Source organism: Tissierella carlieri, assembly GCF_018917285.1.
Taxonomy (GTDB): Bacteria; Bacillota; Clostridia; order Tissierellales; family Tissierellaceae; genus Tissierella; species Tissierella carlieri.
In genome coordinates this window covers 119,640-145,310 of record NZ_JAHLOH010000016.1, presented here as the reverse complement: position 1 = coordinate 145,310, position 25,671 = coordinate 119,640, and the positions used below count along the sequence as shown (strand labels likewise).

Here is a 25,671-nt window from a genome sequence, read left to right as displayed (position 1 = left end):
TTACAATTGTACAAGCAGCTTTCTCTATTAATCAGTAATTAAAAAAAGTTCTAAGGTTAAATAACCTTAGAACTTTTTTTAATTACTTTATTATTCATCTTCTCCATCAAAATGACAGCAACAGTCTTCGTCATCGCAATAATCGTCAAAATCATCAAAATCAAAGTCTTCATCATAATCATAATCTTCATCATCTGTTCCATAAATCTCATCTTCTACATCTGCTAGATCTTCATCGATGAAGTTTACATATTCCTCTAATTCCTCTTGATTTTCAATAGTTTCATCTAATACATCAGCAAATTCTTCTAGTACATCTACTATTTGAAGTAATAATTTACCCTCTTTTGAACTCTCATCAACTCCCAAGCCATCAGCTAATCCTCTTAAATAAGATACTTTTTGCATTAAATATTCCATTCTTATCCCTCCTAATATTTTGTATTCTAAAAAACATTATTACCTAAACTCTGGATAAATACTCACCAGTTCTTGTATCTATCTTTATTTTATCTCCTATATTTACAAATAAAGGAACTGTTATAACAGCACCTGTCTCTACAGTAGCTGGTTTATTAGCACCTGAAGCAGTATCACCCTTTACGCCTGGTTCAGTTTCAGTAACCTCTAATTCAACAAAGTTTGGTGCATTTACTTCAAAAGCCTTACCATGATAAAACCTAATAGTAGCATTATCATTTTCTTTTAAATATACCATAGCTTCTTCCACTGCATCCTTCTCTAAAGGTAACTGCTCATAGGTTTCAGTATCCATGAAATAAAATAATTCACCATCATTATATAAGTACTGCATTTCCTTAGTTTCGATTTGTGCCTTTGGAAATCTTTCTGTTGGGTTAAAAGTAACTTCTTTAGTTCCCCCAGACATTACGGACTTTATTTTTGTTCTAACAAATGCTGCTCCCTTTCCAGGCTTAACATGTTGGAAATCAATTATCTGATATACATCTCCATCCATTTCAAATGTTATGCCTTTTCTAAAATCACTTGCTGATATCATATCTTTACCCTCCTATATTCTACTTATTCAATAATTTTAAGGCATCCATAGCTACTAAATAGCTGATAGATCCTAAACCTGATATTTGCCCTGTACAAACAGGAGCTATAACAGACTCTTTTCTAAAATCTTCTCTTCCATAAATATTAGATAAGTGAACCTCTATTACAGGTATTCCTAGTATTTCTATAGCATCTCTAATAACTATACTATAATGCGTAAATCCTGCAGGATTAATAATTAGTCCTGCATACCCAGATTTCATAATCTCCTGAATTTTGTCCACAATCTTACCTTCATGATTAGATTGAAAGATTTCAACTTCCATACCTAACTCTATAGCCTTATTTTCAATAAGTCTATTAATTTGTTCTAGAGACTCTTCACCATAGATAGAACGATCTCTCTTGTCTAAAAGGTTTAGGTTTGGACCATGAATAATAAGTATTCTCATAATCATATATCCTCTACTTTCCACTTTATTATATCAGTCTCTATTATTTACCTCAAGAGTTAATTTTAACACATTTTCTCAAAATTTCATAGATAATTTCATCGATTGACTTGCCATCTACACAAACTATAAAATCAGCAGCAGATAAATATAATTCTTTTCTACTATCACACATGATTTTTGTCTTTATATATAGGTCTCTTTCGTCATTTAACAGCGGTCTAACAGTTTTAGATTTCTTAATGTTATTTACTATATTTTCTATTGAAGATTCCAACAATATTAATACTCCATTTTTTTTAAGACTAACTATATTATTATCATTTAATACTATACCTCCACCTGTAGATATTATTAGATTTTCTTCTTGATATAATTCATCAATAATTTGATTCTCTAGTTTCCTAAAGTAGAGTTCTCCATATAAGGAAAAAATTTTCTCTATATCTGTTTCCATTTTCCTTTCAATAAGCTCATCAGTATCTACAAATCTTCTATCTAAAACTTTAGATAATGCCTTACCAATAGTTGTTTTTCCTACTCCACTCATTCCTATTAAAACAATATTTTTCATATCTAACACCTATTAATCATGTTTAGGGTTTTCAGACACCATCTCAATAGCCTTTGTCACAGCAGTTATTACATCGGTGTTAAATTGATAGTTCATATTATTAACTTTAGCATATAAATAACCTTTCTCAGTTACAACATATTTAGGATTTAAATTATTTAACGCAATAGCTGCTATATCTAATCTACATTTTTCACATTGACATTTAATTTCTACTTCTTTTTGTATGCTATCAATAGCATTTAAAACCTCATTCTCCATTAAATTATATAGTTCCATAATAATCCCCCTCATATTAGTCGCTTTTTATTAAATATAGATTTGGCTCAATAAATCCAGGTAAATACGTTCCATATTTATAGACAGAATGTCTACTATATATAATATCGTCTCTTTCAATGAAATCATTATTAATTATGTTATTAGTAATCATTATTCCCTTGATATTAGTTCTTATATTTTCATCAATTTTTATTTCTCCATCTCTAGCTATTATTATACCAGTAAATTCAAAATCCTTAGATATGGTTATATTGCCTTCAATATATATTAGTCCAGAAAGCTTTATAGTTTCCTTTGGTGTATTTAAGTTGCCTATATAGAAATCGACAGGATTTTCTCCAAATTCTCTTATAATAATAAACACTTCTTTATTATTGAATCTTTCTATATAAGGCAAAGTCATTGATTCTCTAAAAGAGATTATCTCAAAATAAGTGTTATCTTTTTTATCTAGAGTAATATGGTTAAAATTCAAAGATTCCATGCCATAGATATTCTCTGGTTTATTACAGTTATTTATATTAATATCCTTTGATATCTTTAATAATAAATCCATTAAATCCTCTTTATATTTATTTTCTATAGAATTTACATCAAGAATTGGATTTTCTGCTTCAAAAATCTCATTAATCAGTTCTATATAGGATGTTACTGTAGTTATTAATCCATTAAAATTACTTTTTGCAACAAGTTGCAATTCTTTTTTATTATCTTTGTCTACTAAAATTACTCTAACTTTATCTAATTCATCTCCTAACTTTAAATCTTCCTTATTTATTATTATATCCTTAGGTTGCTTGGAAAAAGGTAGATTTCTAAAATATTCTGCTAAAGCTGGATACAATTGGTTAGAATAATATTTATCTTCATGGAGGGTCATATAAATCTTTCCTTCAGCTAAGTAATAGGATTGAATATTATTTTCAGTTGATCTCAATATTAAATGCCCTAATCTAGTAGTATGTTCAAGATACAATATCATAATCATCAATACAGGCATAACAATTAAACATATTATAGAAATAAATCCTTCTCTAGCTTTCATAAGTCCTCCAAACCATTAATAATCTATAGGACATCTAATATAGATATCAGATTTTAAATCTAATTTCTCATAATTATGTTTGAATTTTAAGTCTAAATAAATTATAGAATTCTCAGTATCAAATTTTGTATCTTCAATATTATCTACAAATTCGCAAAGATCATTATTTCCATCAAAATGTGTATATAGTGGGTATTTATCATCTACTCTACTACATGCCATCCTGACAAGCTTATCGTTCTTCCTATGGTATGTAATATATCTGTATATATTTTTAGACTTCTCTTCTTCAATTATCATAATAATAAATCCAATATTAGTAGGAAATTTCTTTTTTAGATCTTTAATCTTATCAGAAGATATAATTTTATCTGCAGCCCTAATATCTCCTTTTATATATTCAATTGCATATCTGCCATTCATCATTAGCTGATCTTTTTCATCTCCTATAGTGCAAGCTTCTATAGAAATATCTAAAATACTAAAAATAGGTATAATAATTAATGAACAAATAGCCAATGATAAAATTATTTCTATTAATGTAAACCCTCTATTTTTGTGGTAGATATGTATTGTACTCCACATGTCCAACACTACTCCCCTCTATATTATGATATACAAAAATAGAAATCACCCATAATAAGTCTGACTTTTGATTCTTTTTTATTTTTAAATAATATTTTTCATTACTTTCTTTTTTAGGTATAGTAACTTCAACAGAATTATGAGCTCTAAATAACCCTATTAATTCTACAATATCTGTATCGTATATAAAATCATAAGAAGCCTTATCTTTGTCAAAAGCCTTAATTTTTTCTACAGCCATTTCCCCAATATATATCATTTCCATTCTTAATTTGTTGTTTCTTAATCTAATGAAAGATGAGTTAATTATAGGTAAAACAGTAACAGCTATCAACCCTAATAAAAATAACCCTAATACAGTTTCAACTAAAGTAAATCCTTTTTTGCTCATGATAACCCCTCGTTTCATTTACTATTAATATAAAGATTAACTTTACCAGTAGCTGGTGTTATGGTTATTTCTATATTCTCTTTTTTACTATTAGTAAGTAAAATCCTTCCAGCGTTGTTTGGTGTACCATTTGGGTGAAATTTCATAATACTATTAAAATTATTTCCTTTGATAATTATTCCATTACAAAATTTAATATCTTTTATAATAGTAACAATTAATCCATTCTCCTTAGCAATTTTATACCTATTCTTATCAACATAAACATATAAAATGTAATTGCAATTCTCCACCACTGCGCTATTTCTCGCAAAGATTATATCTCTTTTAAACTCCATTAATTCTTTTTTCTCACGAGTATTAAAGATAATTTTTGTACTAGGTATTCCTATGGATAAAACAATAGCAAATAGTGCTATTACAACTAATAATTCAATTAGAGTATAGCCATATTCGCTATTACAATTTTTATTATCAATATTGCCATTCATTTAATTGATGCAGCAGAAATGTGAATTCTGCCCTAGTTATTTTATTATTCATACTATCTTTACTACTGGAACGAATCTTTTTCTCATAAAGCATCTTATCAGCAAAATAATCCCATTTAAAACCTTTATCATTTAATACCCTAGACATTATAATCTCTACCTCCTTATAGGTAATTGGATTGTGAGGTTTAAAATTATTGTCAGAATATCCATTTACTATTTTATAATAAGTTGCATAAGATATAGCTTTTTCTGCATAACCAAACTCCTTATAATCTTTAAACTGAGTCACATTTGTAGAATCATATGGAGGATACCAATCATATAATCTACTTAGCATAGTTACAAATTCTCCTCTTGAAATCTCTTTATCCGGTCTAAAGGATTTATCAGGATATCCATATATAATTTCTCTCTTAACATAAGTATTTATTTCATCCTTGGCCCAATGTCCCCTAGATTCATGAAAAATTGGCAGCTCGTTATCAACTCTTACAGCATAAATATTTCCCATCACATTTATGTTACTTAAATTTATATCTGCAACTAAATAGTCTCCATCTTGTTTAGATGGTATATAAATCCATTTATTATAATGATACTTGTATATACCATATTTAACATCCTTTCCATAAGATTTAAATTTAATAGTAATTTTTTTATTCTTATCAAATGTGCCTGCTAAGTTCATAATCTTTAGTCCATATACTCCTGAAGCTTGGGTATGTCTTGAAGAGTTAGAATTCACATAGGATGTAGGAATACTATCTATGGTTACAATTACATCATTGTAATATGTTCCAGCCTCAATATCTACTAAGAACTTATCATCTTCGGGTATTCCAATGCTATTCTTACCATCTATTGAAATCTTTTCTGTATGAGTCTTAACTCTATTGCTATCCTGTTGAAGTTTTTTATAGGTTTCATTATATGACTTCATAAATTCATCCCAATAACCGATTATAAAAGCATTTCTATAATTTTCAGACTGAAATTGAAGACCATATTCATCTACAATATTTTTATCATCAACCTTGTGGCTAGTCCATGAGTTAGATTTGCCTAATGTAATATCTATAATAGCTGCATATTCACCCTTCATTTTCCCTATGGTCCTTCCACCTTCTTCACCATTTAAATCAGGTGTCTCTATACTTTCTTTATTTGCCCTTCTATATGCTTCATTATAGTAAAGCATATATCCTCCATCCGTTTTACCTTCTGTGGTTTTAACGTCTTTTCCAAATTCAAATCCTGCCAAAAACGCATCTTTATATTCATTAGATTCATTATTTAAATTGAACATATCTATAATCTCTTTGTCAGAAGGTATATTTCTCCTGTAATCATTGCTAAGTCCTAGTAAATAATCTTTCCTTCCATTTAACTCAGCCAAATCTCTAGCATATTCATCTCCATCTTCTAACCCTTGTTCATAAGAATTATGTTTTTCTCCTAATTTTGCCACCTGAAATGCAGCTTCAAAAGATAATTTATATGACCTTCTAAAGCCTTCTATAAAGCCATTTCTATATTCCCTAGATTCCTTATTTAACTCAAACATATCGCTTAATTTTCTATCGCTAGGGACATATCTCTCCCAATTATTTCTATTTCCAGAATTATATGCAATATAGCCATCTATCCTTCCCATTATAGTACCAAAATCTTCTGCACCATAAATAAGTATGGTTTCTTTATCTTCTAATCTATATGCGGCATAATATGCTTCTTTAAAAGCTGTTTCATATCCCGTTTTAAAACCATCAATATAATCTTTAGATCTTCCCTTAAGATTTAGCTCTCTCTCATAATCATCAATATTACTTTCTAGAGTTTCCCTCATTGTATTAGTCTTGTTTTGAGCATCATAATTTCCAGTAGAAGTTCCATCAGATTTTCCTTTTTGCATCCCATCATTATAACCATTTTTATAATCAATGCTGATTTCATCTGCATGTACATAGATACTGCTTAAAATCATTGTAATCATCAACACAATCAATATTAATCTATATTTCCCCATCATTTCACCTTCTTATCGCTTTTTTAGTACAAGAACTTTACCAATAGGAAGTGTATCGCTAGCTTTCATTTCATTAAGCTTTAATATCTCATTTTTATATTTATTACTTCCATAATATTTAATACTAATACTCTCAACACTATCGCCCTTTTCTACTACATGGAATATATAATCCCCCACACTCATATCATTACCATCTTCATCAATATTTCTAGTATATATAGCTTCAAGCCTATCCATTAAAAGTACTCCATAATTATCTCTATCCTTAGGAATTTCTACATATAATTTTTCCAGCTTAAGAGGATAAATTTTCAAATCCTCTGGAGGAATCGTTTCAATATATTTCCAGCCAGTCCATCCTATACCTTCAGCAAGAGGAACATAAGTTTCCTCACCCATCTGATCACGGAAAAGAATACCTACAGTAGCAGGGGAATAGTCGTAGGAATAAATCCAAATCCCAATAGTATTTGGTGGATATTTTAGCAGTATATTATTCTTAGAAACATCTATAAATCCACGATTTTCTTCTTCAATAGCCACAATATTATATTCAAACCTTAAGGAATATTTCTTTGATTTTGCTTTAGTAGACTGGGAAACAAAACCTTTCACAAGTTCTTGAGAAGGTAGAAAATAACTATTTTCATTTTCAAAATCTAATAAGATTTCCTCTATATAAGGCTTTGTTTCCGTTATTTCACTAGCTTCTTCTCCATCTTCACTGTTATTCTTATACTCCTCAAAAGAAGCAAAAGGAGTATTTTTACTTTCTTTCTTTGCAATATCTATATATACAACATCAGAATTAGTATCAGTGATACCTTCTAAACTATATACTTTTAGAGACATATTTCCATTTAGCCTTCCATCAGCATCCCTATCCATAGACACACTATCTAATAATATCTTCCTTTGGCTACTTTTCAATGATTTTATAATATCTATAACTCCAACATAGGGGCCATTATATGGTACAGATATGTCCATATTCTTTACCTGAAAACCTCCTATATCTTCATAGCTTGGTCTATTAAAGTTCATATCTACAACAGATACTGACTCTTGCTCCAGAAGATTATTTAGCAGATATATTATCTGTGCCTGATCTAATTTGGGGAAATACCTAGATACTATATCTTCTTTTTCTTTATGTAATCTATCCCACTCTTTATTAATGCTGCTTTCCTTTCTAAGCACTTCATTAATTTCATCTATTTTCCCCTGATACTCCCGCTTTTGTTCACTTAAATTTTCCATTTTTTCAGCTTGTGGTGTGATGATAAACCTATAACCTACCCATATAAATATAATAATACCTAAAAGGGTTAAAAGAATTTTCTCATTTTTAGTTAATTCTCTAATCTTAATTTCCTTCTTCCATATCTTCTGTATCATCGCTCACACCCCTTAATGTAATATTTAAACTAAAATTATAATAATCTTCTTGTTTTGATATATTTGATACAAAGATTTCATCATAATTATCTATACATTCTAATCCCTTTTGAAATTCTGCAATAGCCCATTTATCTTTTGATATACCAACTATATGAATCTCTTCCCCCTGAATACTTAGGGATGTAAGAAATAGTTCTTCGGGAATATTATCATTTATTTTATCTAACAAAGCTTCATCTACTATATCTCTTTCTTCAATATTTTTATCTAGCAACTTAATTTTATCTACAGATTCCTTAAACTCATTTACCTCTACTTCCTTAATTCTAATTTCTTCCACCTTTTTCAAAGTTTTAGGATCTTCAGCAGTTTCTCTGAGGCTCACCACGATTCTTTTCTCTTGTCTTATGATTATTTCATTATATACTGTATAAGCTATTAAAGATAAAAAGATAAAGGTTATCACTGTAAAATATATAATTTTTTTATCTATTTTAAACTCGTTTTTCTCTATATAATTTTGGAAAAAGTTTAAATCTCTCATGTCTACACCTCATCAAAACGAATTAGTCCACCAATTGCATTAGAAAATTTACTTAAATCTCCAGACCACTTTACCCTATCTAAATTAGATAATTTAACAGCAGGTATATTAAAATAGTTTGAAAATAGGTTGTCCATTCCTTTTATATTTGATAAACTTCCTTGGAGTAAAATAAAATTTATAATATTTCCAATTTCACGAGTTAAATAATATCTAAATACCATCTCAACTTTTTCCATTAGATCAGCTATTGTCGTTCTTACAATATTAAGCATTCTATAATAATCCGTAAACTCTTCCTTAACTATAGATACATCTTCAATTTCTATAACCTTATTTTCTATATCTTCCCAAGAATAATCAAAAAATGATGATAAATTTTCATATATAGTTTCTGCTCCTACGTCTATTATTCTGGTTACTTCAATATTTCCATTTTTTATTATGGTAAGTTTTGAACTACTATATCCCATATCTATTGAAGCTATTGACAAGTCTCTAGTATTATAGAATTCATTAACTAATCCATTAAATTTTAATAGCTTAGCCATTGTATTACCTTGATAATCCAAAATTTGTGGTTCAAGTCCCGATTGCTTTATTAACTCTAGATGGCTTATAACCATATCTTTAGGTATACCTATTAAAAGAATATTTAGTTTTTCTACTTCACCTTCTATTTTATTTCCCATTAGAAGATAATCTACTACATAATTTTCAGGATTTATCGGAAGAAAATCACTTAATTGATATTCTATTATAGATGCTATTTCCTTTTCAGAAACCTTTGGTATTGTAATTTCTCTAGTTATGATACTGGAGCTATTTATAATCCCATAAGCTAAGTCAGTAGAAATTTTATTTTCCTTCAATGCATTTTTTAACATAGTAACTAATATATCTTTATCTAAAATTTCCCCATCTTTATAGAAATGAGACTCTACTGGTATTGTAATAGCTTTAAATATTTGGATATTATTTTTTGTATATCTACCTTCTATTAATTTAATTTCTTTTGATCCAAAATCTATGGATAGGACTTTTCTTGAAATTGATGGTAATTTCAATGGTATTGCCTCCTTTTATGTTAATAAGAATATTAATATAGTATTTATTTTATTAAGTGAAAAAAATGTTCTTATACCAATTTATCAATTGTTCCCCCCAAAAAACCACTATTGAAAATCCTAGAATAATAAATGGGCCAAAGGGTATAGGATCTTTCCTGTCTTTAATTTTCATAATCAATAAAAATATTGATATAATTGCACCAAATATAAATGATAAGAAAATTGTAAGAAATATTTTTTTTATACCTAAAATAAATCCTAATGAAGCTATTAAAGTAACGTCTCCTTCTCCCATCCCACCTCTAGATAATATAATGATCAAAGTAAATAGCAAACCACTTAAAACTAGTCCTCCAATACTATTTAATAAATCAAGAGAATTATTATATAATAAAAATGTTAAGATTTTATAAATTATAGATAAAGTTAAAATAAATATAATAAGAATATCTGGTATTATCATGTGTTGTAAATCGATTACAGTAATCACAATTAATAAAGAAAAAATAACTGTATAGAAAAGAAACTTTAATGTAAATCCAAATTGTATATATATAAATAAATATATAATAGCATTTAATAGTTCAATTTTAAGATACTGTAAGGAAATTTTTTCACCACAATATCTACATTTCCCCCTTTGGACTATAAAGCTAAATACTGGTACCAAGTCACACCATTTAAGGCTTGTACCACAATTAGGACAATGGGAGGAAGGAAAAATAATGCTTTCCTCCCTTGGTATCCTATATATACATACATTTAAAAATGAACCTATTATTAAACCATATATAAGAATTATTATTTGCATTATGATACTCCTTTTTGGTCCTAGACTTATAATTATTTAAAATCATTATTTAAAAGGATAATTGCTAGAATCTTTTATTATTTCGTCAATATCTTTTATCGTTATATTCCCTCCACCTTGAACATAATCTATTCCGTTCTTTGCTATAATTAAACCTTCAAAACTTCCACCATTTAGATAAACCTTTCCATTTGGAGCAAACAATATTCCTTTTATGGTACTTCCACCAAAATTCTCTATTCTAATATCTCCTGTTTTAGCTACAATTATTATGTCTTCTACACTTTGTGTCCAACTGCTTTGAACATAAGAATTGGTATATATTTTAATATTGTCTTTTAATTTCCCCCCTGATACATATCCATTATTTAAATACCAAGAATCTTCTTTTAATTTAGGATATTTGAGTTCAGGTATATTAGGTTTTTTCGGTTCTTCTACACCATTTACTTTTATTAGTCTATTTAAAATATCTTGATTATAATTATTAGGATATGTTAATGTACCTGTATAGTAAACTTTAGAATTATTTCCCAACCAAGGTGTCCAACCTAATTCTACATTGCCATTTACGTAAACATTTCTATGAATTCTTGCATCTTTTAATTTAAAGTTTCCATTAACGAATATATCACCATATATATTCATACTGCCATCCCATAAAGTTAGATCTTTCCCTACGTGAAGATTACCATATATTGAAGACGACGAACTCTTAGAAATGAAATTGCCGCCAATAAATAAATCACCGTAAATATTTCTATTGCCCATCTCAATAAAATCTCCATTCACATGTATTTCACCAGGTTCTTCACTAGATCCCAACTCATGTGAACCTTTAGGAAATTCCAAGTTTTCTTTTACATATATGTTACTTACTTTTATATGTCCATTGTTCTTTATATTTTCTAAATTGAGATTTGAATCAAAATAAATACTTTTATTCTTCCCTATAATATTAGAAGCAGAAATATTCAAACCTCCACCAAACATAAAGAAGATAGGCTTATCATCAAGATTTATTTTACTAAATCTTACATCATAAAAATGAGATGAATAATTTCTATCATATTTACTTATTATTTCATATTTTGTATTTGGCTTATAGTCTACACCAGAATAGGATTTAAGCCCAATATAGTTTGGAAAAATATTATATCCTTGTAAATCTATTTCAATGAAATCACTGGAAACCTCTTTATCCTCTAGTCTAATTTTCATTTTATTATTATTTTTTAAGTATTGAAAAATCAACGTATATTCTTTAGCCCAATCAAATTTATTTGTATTTTCATTTATAAGATTTTTAAACTCTAAACTGTCTATTAAATTACTTTTTTCAATTAGTTTTTTATACACTCCATTTTCAATTTGATTAATACTTATTAAACTATTCAATATATCAAGGTCCACCATAATTCCATTATTATTAATATTTATTAATCCAATACCTATTCCTAATAAGTCACTTACTTCTACTGATGCTTTAGGGTCTATTCTGAAGTTCACTCTAGTTTCAAAGTTTGTATTAGAATAAATATCTGGAACCTTCATTGCTATCAATGCACCTTGAGGATCTTTATTATTAGACCAATCTAAATTAAGGGTAGGATATTCTGGGTTTTGCATAATATCTAAATATATTTCTTCGCTATTTTTATCAAATATTTTTACAGCCTCTCTATTGAAATAAATGTCTTCTAGAAAATCCTGCCATTCCTCACTACCAGCTCTATTTAAAATCAATATACGGTCTTCATTTCTAAAATGTTCTAATCGTCCAGCTAAGGTATATGGTCTAGCTTCAAAATAATAAAACCTTTTTGATAATAAATTATTGTTTTTTGTTAATTCTTTTATATAATTTATAGCATTTGGTTCTTTTTGTATCTCTTCAAAAACCATATCATAGTCACTTGAAAAAACCGGATTAGAAATTCCTTCCTTTGATCGATACCATCTTATACGATTTTCAAAGATTAATGGAGTAGGTTGTAACGTATAACTTGCTCTAATTCTAATATCATCATCGTACCATGGAAAAACTCTATTGCCCTTAGAATCATAAACTCCTACAGAAAACGGCTCTATCTTAGGCGATTCTGGTTCTTTAATTTGATAGTTAGTTACATAAGATACATACTGACGATTGCCTCTTATGTCTGTCCTAATTTCTTTTACATCTACAGCTGTCTTATAATCCCCATAATCTGTAAATATCCCTATCTTATAATCTTCGGCTTCATCATTTTCTATAAAATTTCGTTTGCTATCAATTATACGGTTTTCCATTATTTCCTGATAACTAAAGGTATCTTTTGTAATACCCTTTCCCTTATTTACAATAATAGAACCTTGACCAAATGCAGTAATATAGGTGATTAAGAGTATAGATAAAATAAGCATTGCTAAAATAACTTCAATAAGTGTGAGACCACTTCTTTTATTTTTTATCATTCCTTCACCAGCCCCCTACTAAGGTTTTAACTTTGGACCGTCTATTTGCCATAATTCCTCATTAATATATCCACCAATATTTTCAAACGCTTCCCTTAAGCTTTCTCTATCTGTTGCTACAAAAACAAAATCATTGTTTATAAACTTTTCATTTGCTTCATTATCTCCTACAGTTATTCCAAAAGATCTAGCTATATTTATCACGCTTTCTAATTCGTAGAATTTTCCATATCTGTCCTTAGAATTTGAATATCCAATGATAAAGGCTTGATCTATAGTCTTTGAACCTTGTATCATTTCTCCAATTTTTTGTACATATGGCTCACCATAGGTAATGTCTAAAGACACTCCATTTCCTACTGAATGTTTTTGATTTGTTAAATAATAACTATATCCACTAGGATGTTTGCCTGCTAACCAGCCATATCCACTTAAATTTCTATTATTCGTATAAAATATGCCTATATCTTCTATACTAGTGAGAAAGCTATCAAAATATCCATAGCCATTCCTTCTGATATTAATATTTGCACTTCCTGCAGTTGTTACACCATCTACAAGAACTACCATGTAGTTCTTCACTTGCTGTTTAGAATTTAATCCATAACTACTTTTATTTTCATTAAATTTCTTTAATTGATAATATGCTCTCCTCATACCGTCTCCAGTATTAGTAGCACCATCTGCAGTTAAGGCATTGACCATAGTCTGTAATTTATTTTTTTCATCATTGACTTTAACATTATAAAAACTAGATAGATCTATTCTGTTTACATCTTTACTGTTATAGTTACTATGTGGCATATTTGCATTATAAGAAAATGGGACTAGACTTACATATACATCAGATTCTTCAAATATAGAAAACAAGCCTCCATTTGGATCATTTAATGTATTCTTTAAAAGATTTAACCTAACGGGATTATTTCCATTTATCCCTGTAGTTGTAGTTCCTTCACCATTCATGCCCCAATTCATACTTCCTGATGTATCTAGTACCATAGATATTGCAGCAACAGGCCTTTTATGGATTTCCGGTGTCTCCTCTGTTCTATAAGCTAATGCAATGGCTGGCTTCTTTGCATCTCCCCAATCTATAATGTGAAGTGCATTAATAGCCTCAACTTCAGTAGCTATAGTATCAGATTTCCTGTTATTACTGACATTAAGAATATATCTAATTATTTTATCTTCTTGAGTTTCTCTCGGTTTAGTAAACTTCAGATCATATATCAAATCTTCTAATCCATTGGTTAAAACATCCATCTTATAATAACCTGTTTTACCATCAATGGATACATATTTATAATGTACAATTGATTTTTTATCAGGTCCTAATCCTATATAATTCCAAGGTTTAACTAACCCTTTTATATCACCATTCTCAACGATTGGTTTGAAATCATCTTCAGTTATCATAAACCCCACTGTTGAAAATCTTATGGCATTATTAGTGGTTTCAATGGCATATCTGATGTCAGCTTGATTTTCAAAGGATTTAAATGTACTCGAATGTCCTCTTATTCCTATAAATAAGATATTATAGGCAATAATCATTACCATAAATCCTATACCTATTGCTATAATCAATTCTATTAAAGTAAATCCTTTTCTTTTATTCATACAGATCCCTCTTGATCTTATATTATTCTTTTATCCATCTAGTCCTACTAAGATTATTCTTATCAATATAAAGTGATAAAGATGAAGTTCCAGATCCCTTTGCTGTTTTGGCAGCAGCATGAATTTTAATTTCATCATCTTCCTTTGAGATTTCTATATCTACATATCCAACAGGATTTATCTCATTAGGTAAAGCAAGTTTTTTATGAGTCAAGGTATCTTTCGTATCTTTTATAAACTTATATATCTTTAAATCACCATCTTTTTCCTCCATCAAAGCCGCATATGCTATATCTATACCTGATCTAGCTAAATAATATGCTCTTAAATTATCTTCTTGAGTTGTAACTTGCTTAGTATTTGATTGGGCAATTGTTATAATCGAAATAAATAAAATTGACAATACTACCATTACCATTAAAACTACTGGCAATACAAAACCTTTAACTCTTTTTAGGTTCTTATTTATATAATTCATCCTATCACCTTTTAATCAATTTATATCATCTATACTATCTAACCAAATGTCCTTAGACATCTCGTTACATAGCACAGTAGTTTGACACTGTAGGGAGAAAATCTCCCTACAATATCTGTATTTTCCCTTTAGAATTATAAAGTACTAAGTCATACCATTTAAGGATTGTACTACATTTAGGATAATAGGAGTAAGGGAATGCCCCTGCAGTACACTCATATATGCATACCTTTTAAGATGAATCTATTAGTAGTCCGTATATACAAATTATCATGGTTATTTATTTAGCTTATTTTGTTGTGCGAATTTAAATAGTTAGTAAATATTTATTGCAGTACAATTTATATTTCCATATTTTATAAGTTCTGTTATTGATGCTATTTACTCCTTTAATTCTTTAATCTTTCCAGGTGAAACTATAAAAGAACCATCATCTTTAAAAGTAACTGTATATTCATCTCCAACCGTATTATCAGTTCCGTCTTCAAATATGACTGATTTACCTTTTAACTGTTCAGATATCTTAGGCCATTCTTGCATATAATCCTCAGACCCTTCATCCTTTGTTCCATTCCAAGATTCTTCTTCTTGAACTTTATTATCTGCTACCGCCATTGTAGCTGCTGACTCAAGTGTTCTAACATTAGCATTATGTGCCGCAATAGCTGCATTAACCCTTGACTTACCTAATTTAGGTACAGCTATAGCTGCCAATATCCCTAATATTGCAATAACTACCACTAACTCAACTAAAGTAAATCCTTTTCTGTTTCTTTTCTTGTTAATCCATTTCAACATTTGTTTTCCCCCTTAATTTTTATTTTAAAAATAATTATATAATTACAACAATGATCTCTTTCCTAAATCACCACCATTCTATCAATTCACAATGCTCAGTATACAATGTACAATTTAAAATCTGCAGACTCTGTTCATTTGTAAACAAAGAAATTTACAAGTTTAATTTATCAAAACAGTTTTATCGTACAAAAAAGCTGCATAAATAATACAACTATTTATGCAGCTGAACGATCATCATTATCCTATTGGATAACCTTAGACTCAAGCTTTGCGTCGCTAAGTTTCCTTAACTTTGCCGAGGAAATATTCATTTTTCGCTAATTTAATTTATTTTATATTATAATAATCCCTTTGTATTGTCAATATTTGGTAAATTAATAATTCACTTTAATTGTGAACTGTTCATTTTCAATTATTTATTATTGTATGGTATTCACCATATCAAACATTGGCATTGCCATAGCTATAACTATAAACCCAATGACCACTGCCATAACAACTAACATAAGAGGTTCCATTAAGCTAGTCATTCTTTGCAGAGCTACTTCTACCTCATCATCGTAGAAATCTGCTGTCTTGTATAATATATCATCAAGAGAACCTGATTCTTCTCCTATTTTTATCATGGAATCTACCATTGGTGAAAATACTCCCACTTCGTTAACTGCTCTAGACAAAGCAACTCCTTTTCTTACATTTTCAGCTGCTATTGCTAATCTATCATGTATTACTTTATTTCCCACCACTTTAGCTACCACATCTATGGATTGAAGTAAAGGAATACCACTAGATATTAGAGTTGATAAAGTCCTTGTAAATCTTGATGTAATTATTTTTACATTTGTATCTTTTACTATTGGGATTTTGAGCTTTAATGTATCTAAAAAATTCCTGCCAATAGGTGTTTGCTTAAAAGTGGCAAATCCTGCTATCATTCCTATAACTATTACTATAAATATATACCAGAAATTTGTTAGCCAACTACTTATATTAAGTAAAACCTGCGTAGGAACTGGTAATGCTTGTCCGCTAGATTCAAACATACCTATGAAAGTCGGCATAACAGCTACTAATAAGAATATAACCACTGCAATGGAAACTACTGCTAATGCTATTGGATATATTAAAGCTGATTTAATTTTGTTTTCCAATTTGTTTTCCTTCTCATAATGTACTGCCATTCTTTCCATTATTGTATCTAAGTTTCCACTGACTTCTCCTGCTTCAATCATATTTATAAGGAGTGCTGGAAATACCTTGGGATGTTTTTTCATTCCTTCAGATAAGGTAAACCCTTTCTGAACATTTTCATATAATGCTCCTAATGCCTTAATTAAGTTTTTATTTTCAGATTGTTTCTCTAATATTTCTATACATTTTACTATGCCAATACCAGCATCTAACATTGTATAAAACTGTCTGCAAAATACTGCTAGATCTTTCTTTTTAACTTTGCTAGAAAAGATATCTATCTGTGCTTCAGCCTCTATGTCCTTCTCTATTGAAACCGTCAGATAGTTATTTCCCTTTAGCATTGCTAATACATCCGACTTCTCATTTCCTTCAAAATATCCTTCTATCATTTCTCCATCTTGAGATACTGCTTTATACTTATATATCATAAGGTCACATCCTAAATAATATATTTTCTAATATTTTCTTGATTTATCGCCTGCATTAAAGCTATATCTTTAGATATTAATCCTCTTTTATAGAGCTCAAGTAATGATGAATCCATAGGCTGCATCTGATATTTTGCTCCTGTCTGTATCGCTGTATCTATTTGATGAATCTTATCTTCTCGAATTAAATTTCTTATGGCTGATGTTGCTACCATTATTTCAAAGGCAGCCACTCTTCCAGATTCATCTGACTTTGGCAATAATTGTTGAGATATTATTGCCTGAATAGCTGATGAGAACTGTACTCTCACTTGTTGCTGCTGATGTGGTGGAAACACATCTATTATCCTATCTATAGTCTTTGCAGCTCCATTGGTGTGCAAAGTTGATAACACAAGATGACCTGTTTCAGCTGCAGTAAGCGCTATAGATATCGTCTCTAAATCCCTCATTTCTCCAACTAATATAACATCTGGATCTTGCCTTAAAGCAGCCCTAAGACTTGATGCAAAGGACCTAGAATCTGTACCTATTTCTCTCTGATTTACTATACTTTGATTATGTTTATGTAAATATTCTATAGGATCTTCAAGAGTTAGTATGTGGCATTTTCTTTCATTATTTATTTGATTTATCATAGTAGCTAAGGTTGTGGATTTTCCACTTCCTGTAGGACCAGTAACTAAAATAAGTCCACGAGGTAATCTAGCTAAATCTTTCACCACTGGTGGAAGTCCCAAGTCATCTATGTTAGGTATTTCTAACGGAATTATCCTTAATGCCATACCATAAGATCCTCTTTGCTTATATGCATTTACTCTATATCTACCTATTCCTGGACTAGAGAAAGAAGTATCTACTTCACCATTTTCTTCTAATTCTTTTATTAAATGCTCACTCAAAGTTTCGTAAACTAAAGTTTTTGTATCGTCTGGCCTTAATTTTTCTTCACCAAAGTTTATCAACTGACCATTTATTCTTAAAACAGGAGGCATTCCAACTGTTATATGAATGTCAGATGCCTTTTTAGAAGTAGCTATGTTCACAAGTTCAATTATATTCATTGTATGTCCCCCTATCCCAATGTAAATCCTACTCTTAATACTTCATCATAGGAAGTATCTCCTCTAATTGCTAAATTTGCTGCTGATTGTAATAATGTATGCATTCCATCTTTTATAGCTTGTGTCCTTAATTCATCTATATTAGCTCCTTTATCTATAAGTTGTCTAATATTTTCATTAATTGGCATCAATTCATGTACTGCTCTTCTCCCTTTATATCCATCGTTACAAAAACTACATCCCACGGATTTATTTAATATCAATTTATCTTTTTCTTCCATGCCCAAAATTTTCTTCTCTAAATATCCAGCCTCATAAGACATCTTACATTTTGGACAAAGTAATTTTACTAATCTTTGAGATACTACTCCTATAATAGCTGATGATACTAAATATGATTCTATCCCCATATCAATAAGCCTTGCAACGGTAGAAGGACTATCATTAGTATGTAAAGTCGAAAGAACTAGATGTCCAGTAATTGCTGCCCTAATTGCTATCTCGGCAGTTTCGCTATCCCTTATTTCTCCTACCATTACTATATCTGGGTCTTGTCTAAGTACAGATCTAAGTCCAGAAGCAAAGGTTAGTCCAGCCTTTGTATTTACTTGTACTTGGTTGACTCCATTTAATTTATACTCTACTGGGTCTTCTATAGTGATTATATTTTTTTCTATTTGATTTAACTCTTGAAGAACAGTATATAATGTAGTAGTCTTTCCACTCCCTGTAGGCCCTGTAACTAATATCATTCCATAGGGTTGAGCTAAAATCTTATTGAATATTTCTAAGTCATCCTTACTAAAACCTAATGCTTCCTTGGTAAACATAAAATTAGACCTATCTAGTAATCTTATTACAATCTTTTCTCCATATACTGTTGGCAAAGTAGATATTCTCATATCTATTTCCTTACCATTTATTTTAGTTTCTACTCTACCGTCTTGAGGTATTCTCTTTTCTGCAATATTCATTTTACCGATAATTTTAATTCTAGTAACTATACCTGAGAGACTACCTTTAGCAAGTATCATAACCTCTCTTAAATCTCCATCTATACGAAATCTCACCCTTATGTCTTCAGCATAGGGCTCTATATGTATATCAGATGCTCTTTCCCGTACAGCTTGTTCAATTATAGAGTTCAAAAGCTTTACTATTGGAGCAGTAGTTACTTCTAATAACTCAGAATCCTCTACATCCTCTGTCATAATAGCTGAAAAGCTTTCTTCAAATTCTTCTAAGACCTTTTTTGTAGTTTCTCCACTATAAAATCTATCTATTGCTTTTAGCAGTTTTTCCTTTGTTGAAATAACTGGTTGAATCTCTGATTTAACGAAAATTTTAACATCATCTAAAGCAAAAATATTCAATGGATCAACCATAGCTACTATAAGAATATTGTCTCTTTTATCTATTGCTATGAGTTCATATCGCCTGACTATATTTTCTGGAATGATTGTGGCTACAGATGAATTTATTTGATATTTATCTAAATCTACATGTGGTATTCCTAGCTGAAATTCTAATACCTCAATGATATCATCCTCAGTAGTAAATTTTTCAGCAACAATAACTTCTCCTAACTTTTTCCCTGATTTTTTCTGTATATCTAAAGCATTTTTAAGTTGAGTTTCAGTTATCTTTCCAGCATATAGTAATAATTCTCCCAGTTTTAATTTCTTATTTATCATTCCATCACCTTCAAGTATTATTATCCTTCGTTGTATTATTCTATATAATTAGTCAAAATTCCTTCTATTTTTTTAAATATTTCCAAATTTATTTTTTTATCTAAATTCTCCCAAATATTTTGACTAAAAATAGCTTGATTTAAGAGCATAGATATTCCATTAAATGATTTCATACCTCTAGCTTTAGCCTCTTTTATTAATTTAGTTTCATATGGTTTATATACTATATCATAAACAATAGTATTAGTAGAAAATCCACTTAATTCCAATGGTGTCATATTTTCTAAAGGATACATACCTATGGATGTGGAATTAATAATAATATCTATATTTTTTTTATCTATATTATCTAGATTTAAATCCGTTATTTCTATTAAAATTTTATCTTTTATTGCATTTATCTTTTTTTGCAATAAGAAACTGTTATCTAAGGTTCTATTAGCAATAGTTATACTATATATGTCTTTCTTCACCAATGCATTTGCAATCGCATATGCAGCTCCTCCTGCACCTATAATCAAAATATTTTTACCTTTTATATCTATTTTATTATCATGAAAAGTTTGTAAAAAACCATCACCATCTGTATTATATCCAATGAATCTTCCATTATTATTTTTTACAGTATTAACTGCTCCCATAGCTTTGGCTTCTGAAGTAATATCATCTAGATATTTAATTATAGATTTCTTATATGGAATAGTTACATTAAAGCCCTCTATTTTCATTGCCTTAAATCCATCAATTGTAGTTTTTAAATCAGTTTCTTCTATATTAAATCCGAAATAAATACTGTTCTTATTTAAAAGGCTAAAAATATTGTTATGTATTATTGGTGATAGAGATTTATTTATTGGTTTTCCTATTAAACAATAAAGTTTTGTATTCCAAGTAATTTCCATTATTTACCTCCTATCATTAATTCCATTATACCATAAAAGCCAATCTGCTAATATTATGATTGTCTATATATCTAATAATAAAAGCAAAAAAATTTAAATATGGCTAGATTATACAAATTGGATAAAAACTAGTCTAAATAAAAAAACTATTCCGTGCAAAACTATTTGTAGGAGGTGGATGATTTGAAAAAAAATAAAATCAAAATTTTAGGATTATCTATAGTTTTACTAGTAGCAATGGCTGGCTGTCGTCCAGCGAATACAAATATGAGAAATATGTCTACACAAACTAGACTATATAACGATAACTTGAATAATCGTTGGATGACTAATACACCTTATAATACTAGGGATAGATTAAATACTAATCTAAACAATGGTATGGTTAGAGATAACACTAATCTCAACAATGGTATGGTTAGAGATAACACTAATCTTAACAACAATGCGCTTAGAAACACTCCAATGACTTATGATAGTCTAAGAGGTAACAATTTAATCCCTGGAACCACTGATAATGGTAATATAACAAACAATAATCTATCAACTAGGGCAACAGCTATCGCTAATAGAGTTGCTGCTCTACCAGAAGTAAATAAAGCTTCTGTAGTAATCAATGGGGATACAGCTATTGTTGGATGTGACGTAAAAGGTAGTGCGACTAATGAAATAAGTTCTAATCTTAGACAAAAGGTAGAAGCTGCTGTAAAGACTGCTGATAGAAACATAAAAAATATATCTATAACTTCAGACCCTACTCTTTACACTAGAATAAGGACTATGAGTACAAATATAAACAATGGTAATCCTATATCTAATTTTACTAGAGATATAGAAGATATTCTTAATAGAATAACTGCTCCCGTTAGAACAACTCCCGCTAGATAAGTATAGTAAATTAATCCAGGATTAAATTACCTGGATTAATTTATTTACTCATTAAAGTTTTATTTAATTTGTTTACTGTTCTTGTTTCGATTTTTGACATATAAAATCTAGACATATACAACATAGCAGTAATTTCTCTCTGTATCTTACAACTGCCATCTATCAAACCTACTTATATAATTGCTTTCAATTTGTAAGAAACTCAAAGGCTTTAATTGATTTAATAAATCTCTAACTATAAATAATAAATCCTCTACAATTATTTATAACCTTTTATATAAGTCTATATTAAAATCAAAACTCCTTCTTTTTTTAAAAATTTTTAAACAAAAAAGATCAGAATTAATTTCTAATCTAATGTCTCTTTATCAATGGAATGCAAAAAAATGATCCCTGTTCATATTCTTCCTGATTTCAATTTATATTTTATGAAAAAAGAATAATAATTTTTTAAGATAAGCATAGTGAATTAATTAATAAGAAAATATAATTATATATAATATTATTGTAATAAATATTATAATAAACTTATATAATTTAGTACAATAATATTAAGTATTTTATTTATAGTTCTAGTTCCCTCCTTAATACATGTATCATAGCAAATAGATCTACCAAAAGTCTATTTGCTATTTTTATTTAAAATAAAAATACTATACTAACATCTATTAATATTACAAATATTTTTCTCACATAATTTCATCAATTGAGTATAATAGTATTGGGTATCTCTTTTTTATCTATACTCAGCTATGTTACCCTTCCTCCTTTGCTAATAGTAAAGACAATCATATTCGATATATGCAGAGACCTCCAAGGGGGTCTCTTTTTTATGTATAAATAAAATAATACCCTAGATTACTCTAGAGTCCTAACATCAAATATATTCAATTCTATTTAACATATCTAATTCCGATTATTGCGCAAACTAAGAATTAGATGTCTTAATTACAAGCTACACTTATCTTTTCCCTTCTTTTCTAATCTTTAACATACCACCGAACAAAAAAGCATTTGCTAGTATCATTATAGCCACATAAATTGGATCTGAAACTTTTATAACAAATCGATTAATCACATGCAAAATAATAAAAATGAAAAATCCAATATTAATTAAACTCAGCCCCTTCATTTCATGCCTCCTTATAAAATACAAACGATTCTTTATTACATACATTTTTACCGTTACAAATAAATATAACTAGATTATACATTAATTTAATTATATTTCCCATGTAAAAACTTGCCAAGAAAAAGGCCAAGCACTACACCTAGTTAAATTTAATTTATAGCTTTTCCATCTACTTTTGAAAACTTACTGTTTGGATATACTTATCCTCATTACCCTTCTTTAGATATTCCTTAAGGTATACTTTCTGCTTTCTCTAATATTTGCTTAATATGTTTATCCATTGTCTCCATTTAAGTCTTCACCTCATTTTTTTAAATATTTTTAATTCACATTTTTCTATAACTCAGACTTATATAAAATTTATAGCATATATATTATATTTACTATATATTAGCAACCATTATTTAATAAATGTTTTACTTTTCAATACCGTATTATTCAGTTTTCAATGTACAATATTTTTATCTTTATTCTCAATATTTAAGTCACATAAATAGCATAAAACTATATCTAATATTTGCTATAATTATAAAAATACCGTAAAATTTTTTATAAATAATACGGTATTTCGATTAATATTCTGTTTTAGTAATCATAACGTTTAAAATTAATAATGTGCCTAATATAAATATTGTGTAGTGCTTAAATATCTTTATTTAGATAACCCTTTACTCTACTTTCAGTAATAACCTTATACTTAAAATCACTTCTATTTACTCAGAATAAAATCAGACATTTTCGTTTCTTCCCATTCAATTCCTTTTGGAGAAATATTAGAATATAAAGTTATTAAATCATTTTTATCAATAATAGCTTTTAACTCAAAATTCATTTCCTTTGGTTGCAAGTATTCATCATACATTTTCTGATAGTTGCTATCACCACGTTCCTTCGCTTCTTTAATATATCCTACTGTATCTGGATCTTTATCATAATTTTTGTGTATTACCTTATAGAAAAAAGTAGCTTCGACATTTTCATTCACAACTTCTTCCTGATAATTTGATATTTGAAAATCTAATAACTCATAGTATGGAGAAAAAACATTTTTACATTCTTCCTCCATATACGCACTTATTTTATCATAGTTTGTATCATTCCTTTGAATTAACTGTACACGTTCTGTTATTGTCGATGATGGATAGGTTTCTAAAACCTCAATTACATCAACCGTTATTTTATCTTTTACGGAAAAATCATCAAATGTAATATCAATAGGTTTGCCATCAATAACTTCAATAAAGTAAGCATTTTCACATTTCACATAGCATTTGTCACCTAAGATACTATTTTCATCTAGACCTTTCACTAACATAGTTTTTTCTTGTTCGGAAATTTCTAGAATTTCTGCATTTACTCCCATATGAACAACATCTTGTTTATCCTTACAAGAAGTAAGGATAAAAAGAGCTAAAATAAAGTATAAACATAATGCTATTGATTTTCTCATATCTTACCTCCTATTTTAATATAAATAGTTCTTACGTCATACTATTTTAATTCTATGAATTACTTATATGAAAATTATATCATATATATTATGTTTACTATATATTAATCTCCACTATTTGCTAAAATACTTTATATAAATAATATTAAATACTATAGTTCAATATAGAGATATTTAGCGTTAGCAATCACTACGTTTAATATAAATATAATACACCAATTTATCCCTAGTAAATTTCAAAATTGTTATGGGAATACTAACTATGGGTGATATATTATGATTAAAAAAATTTTAACAACAGTATTTTTAGTTATCATACTTCTTCATCTACAAGTTATTCATGCTGAAGAGTATAAATACATTGAAATCTTTGACCCTAAACAAGATAAAGTAGTTAAAACAGTTCAAACAAACAAAGAAATCAATGCTATGGTTGTAGGTTGGATAAACGGAATAGATAGAGTCTATGCAAAAATTGATCCTATAAAGAATGATGGTTACGCCATTAGATTCCCACTTGATCCTACCATTCAAGTGCAAAATAAATGGCTAAATACAACTGTAAGAGAAGTATATCTTATAATTCCAGAAAATGATCCACCCTTTTTTATGGTTTTTGAAACAGAAGACAGATTGATATGCTTTCCATTTGATAGCCAAATAAGTACATTATCAAATGTTTTGGATTTCAAACTAAAGTAAGACGAATATTATTTTATATGTAGATGTTTTTATTTTTAAATACTGTGTGTATAATGTTTACAGCCTCATTTTTAATGGTTATTTCGCATGGATAACATAAGTTACACTAAAATTTGCCATGCCACATAAAACACCGTATTATTCATTTCTGAATAAT

The 25,671-nt window shown here is 28.7% G+C and carries 26 protein-coding genes and 1 riboswitch; of the genes, 2 read left to right on the top strand and 24 right to left on the bottom strand.

Features of this window, described 5'->3' with window-relative positions; translation table 11 throughout:
- Window positions 1–90: 90 nt before the first annotated feature.
- The 22 genes from KQI38_RS03215 to aroE all read right to left on the bottom strand — a co-directional run bounded on the left by KQI38_RS03215 (window position 91) and on the right by aroE (window position 21,342).
- The gene (locus KQI38_RS03215; protein WP_216555678.1) at window positions 91–420 is read right to left on the bottom strand and encodes a CD1247 N-terminal domain-containing protein; all 330 of its coding nucleotides are present in this window, start codon (window positions 418–420) and stop codon (window positions 91–93) included.
- Between the two features lie 43 nt (window positions 421–463).
- On the bottom strand, window positions 464–1,021 hold the full coding sequence (gene efp / locus KQI38_RS03210) for an elongation factor P (protein ID WP_094900261.1): 558 nt from the start codon (window positions 1,019–1,021) through the stop codon (window positions 464–466).
- Window positions 1,022–1,040: 19 nt separating this feature from the next.
- Window positions 1,041–1,475 carry a type II 3-dehydroquinate dehydratase gene (gene aroQ / locus KQI38_RS03205; RefSeq protein WP_216555675.1) on the bottom strand — a complete coding sequence of 145 codons (435 nt, stop codon included), beginning with the start codon at window positions 1,473–1,475 and terminating at the stop codon, window positions 1,041–1,043.
- 52 nt (window positions 1,476–1,527) lie between these two features.
- Window positions 1,528–2,049, bottom strand: a complete 522-nt coding sequence (locus KQI38_RS03200) for a shikimate kinase (protein WP_216555673.1) — start codon at window positions 2,047–2,049, stop codon at window positions 1,528–1,530.
- 12 nt (window positions 2,050–2,061) lie between these two features.
- Window positions 2,062–2,328 carry a late competence development ComFB family protein gene (locus tag KQI38_RS03195; protein ID WP_216555670.1) on the bottom strand — a complete coding sequence of 89 codons (267 nt, stop codon included), beginning with the start codon at window positions 2,326–2,328 and terminating at the stop codon, window positions 2,062–2,064.
- Window positions 2,329–2,344: 16 nt separating this feature from the next.
- Window positions 2,345–3,376 carry a hypothetical protein gene (locus KQI38_RS03190; protein WP_216555669.1) on the bottom strand — a complete coding sequence of 344 codons (1,032 nt, stop codon included), beginning with the start codon at window positions 3,374–3,376 and terminating at the stop codon, window positions 2,345–2,347.
- 15 nt (window positions 3,377–3,391) lie between these two features.
- Entirely contained in the window at window positions 3,392–3,961 is a 570-nt protein-coding gene (locus tag KQI38_RS03185; protein WP_246565557.1) for a PilW family protein, read from the bottom strand.
- Window positions 3,927–4,352 carry a type II secretion system protein gene (locus tag KQI38_RS03180; RefSeq protein WP_216555664.1) on the bottom strand — a complete coding sequence of 142 codons (426 nt, stop codon included), beginning with the start codon at window positions 4,350–4,352 and terminating at the stop codon, window positions 3,927–3,929. Before KQI38_RS03180 ends, KQI38_RS03185 begins: the two co-directional genes overlap by 35 nt.
- Window positions 4,353–4,366: 14 nt before the next feature.
- On the bottom strand, window positions 4,367–4,843 hold the full coding sequence (locus KQI38_RS03175; protein ID WP_216555661.1) for a prepilin-type N-terminal cleavage/methylation domain-containing protein: 477 nt from the start codon (window positions 4,841–4,843) through the stop codon (window positions 4,367–4,369).
- Window positions 4,827–6,872, bottom strand: coding sequence for an S-layer homology domain-containing protein (locus KQI38_RS03170; protein WP_216555658.1), 2,046 nt, complete (start codon window positions 6,870–6,872; stop codon window positions 4,827–4,829). Before KQI38_RS03170 ends, KQI38_RS03175 begins: the two co-directional genes overlap by 17 nt.
- Window positions 6,873–6,884: 12 nt before the next feature.
- Window positions 6,885–8,273: a LysM peptidoglycan-binding domain-containing protein gene (locus tag KQI38_RS03165; protein ID WP_216555655.1), complete on the bottom strand. Its 1,389-nt coding sequence runs from the start codon at window positions 8,271–8,273 to the stop codon at window positions 6,885–6,887.
- Complete coding sequence (locus KQI38_RS03160; RefSeq protein WP_216555653.1) at window positions 8,242–8,820, bottom strand: PilN domain-containing protein; 579 nt, start codon at window positions 8,818–8,820, stop codon at window positions 8,242–8,244. The genes KQI38_RS03165 and KQI38_RS03160 overlap by 32 nt, the downstream gene beginning before the upstream one ends.
- Window positions 8,821–8,822: 2 nt before the next feature.
- Window positions 8,823–9,887, bottom strand: a complete 1,065-nt coding sequence (gene pilM / locus KQI38_RS03155) for a pilus assembly protein PilM (protein ID WP_216555650.1) — start codon at window positions 9,885–9,887, stop codon at window positions 8,823–8,825.
- A gap of 52 nt (window positions 9,888–9,939) precedes the next feature.
- Window positions 9,940–10,701 (bottom strand): prepilin peptidase, encoded by a 762-nt coding sequence (locus tag KQI38_RS03150; RefSeq protein WP_216555648.1) that lies wholly within the window; start codon window positions 10,699–10,701, stop codon window positions 9,940–9,942.
- A 45-nt stretch (window positions 10,702–10,746) separates the two neighbouring features.
- Window positions 10,747–13,158 carry a prepilin-type N-terminal cleavage/methylation domain-containing protein gene (locus KQI38_RS03145; RefSeq protein WP_216555645.1) on the bottom strand — a complete coding sequence of 804 codons (2,412 nt, stop codon included), beginning with the start codon at window positions 13,156–13,158 and terminating at the stop codon, window positions 10,747–10,749.
- A gap of 18 nt (window positions 13,159–13,176) precedes the next feature.
- The gene (locus KQI38_RS03140; RefSeq protein ID WP_216555642.1) at window positions 13,177–14,781 is read right to left on the bottom strand and encodes a prepilin-type N-terminal cleavage/methylation domain-containing protein; all 1,605 of its coding nucleotides are present in this window, start codon (window positions 14,779–14,781) and stop codon (window positions 13,177–13,179) included.
- Between the two features lie 22 nt (window positions 14,782–14,803).
- Window positions 14,804–15,259, bottom strand: coding sequence for a hypothetical protein (locus tag KQI38_RS03135; protein ID WP_216555640.1), 456 nt, complete (start codon window positions 15,257–15,259; stop codon window positions 14,804–14,806).
- A gap of 381 nt (window positions 15,260–15,640) precedes the next feature.
- Window positions 15,641–16,057, bottom strand: coding sequence for a type II secretion system protein (locus KQI38_RS22230; RefSeq protein WP_216555637.1), 417 nt, complete (start codon window positions 16,055–16,057; stop codon window positions 15,641–15,643).
- Window positions 16,058–16,275: 218 nt separating this feature from the next.
- A riboswitch (cyclic di-GMP riboswitch) is annotated at window positions 16,276–16,367 on the bottom strand.
- 112 nt (window positions 16,368–16,479) lie between these two features.
- Entirely contained in the window at window positions 16,480–17,682 is a 1,203-nt protein-coding gene (locus KQI38_RS03125) for a type II secretion system F family protein (RefSeq protein WP_216555634.1), read from the bottom strand.
- 11 nt (window positions 17,683–17,693) lie between these two features.
- Window positions 17,694–18,746, bottom strand: a complete 1,053-nt coding sequence (locus KQI38_RS03120) for a type IV pilus twitching motility protein PilT (RefSeq protein ID WP_216555631.1) — start codon at window positions 18,744–18,746, stop codon at window positions 17,694–17,696.
- Window positions 18,747–18,757: 11 nt separating this feature from the next.
- Window positions 18,758–20,440, bottom strand: coding sequence for a GspE/PulE family protein (locus tag KQI38_RS03115; protein WP_216555629.1), 1,683 nt, complete (start codon window positions 20,438–20,440; stop codon window positions 18,758–18,760).
- A gap of 35 nt (window positions 20,441–20,475) precedes the next feature.
- Window positions 20,476–21,342, bottom strand: coding sequence for a shikimate dehydrogenase (aroE, locus tag KQI38_RS03110; protein ID WP_216555626.1), 867 nt, complete (start codon window positions 21,340–21,342; stop codon window positions 20,476–20,478).
- A gap of 183 nt (window positions 21,343–21,525) precedes the next feature.
- Here aroE and KQI38_RS03105 point away from each other — a divergent pair, with 183 nt between their 5' ends.
- Entirely contained in the window at window positions 21,526–22,230 is a 705-nt protein-coding gene (locus tag KQI38_RS03105) for a YhcN/YlaJ family sporulation lipoprotein (RefSeq protein WP_216555623.1), read from the top strand.
- Between the two features lie 961 nt (window positions 22,231–23,191).
- On the opposite strand, the gene KQI38_RS03100 is transcribed toward KQI38_RS03105, so the two are convergent.
- Together KQI38_RS03100 and KQI38_RS03095 are read right to left on the bottom strand one after the other, a co-directional pair.
- The gene (locus tag KQI38_RS03100; protein WP_216555620.1) at window positions 23,192–23,362 is read right to left on the bottom strand and encodes a hypothetical protein; all 171 of its coding nucleotides are present in this window, start codon (window positions 23,360–23,362) and stop codon (window positions 23,192–23,194) included.
- Window positions 23,363–24,071: 709 nt separating this feature from the next.
- Window positions 24,072–24,812, bottom strand: coding sequence for a hypothetical protein (locus KQI38_RS03095; RefSeq protein ID WP_216555618.1), 741 nt, complete (start codon window positions 24,810–24,812; stop codon window positions 24,072–24,074).
- Window positions 24,813–25,088: 276 nt separating this feature from the next.
- Between KQI38_RS03095 and KQI38_RS03090 the strand changes: the two genes are divergently transcribed.
- A complete protein-coding gene (locus KQI38_RS03090) occupies window positions 25,089–25,514 on the top strand; it encodes a hypothetical protein (protein ID WP_216555615.1) in 426 nt (141 codons plus the stop codon).
- The last annotated feature ends 157 nt before the right edge of the window (window positions 25,515–25,671 follow it).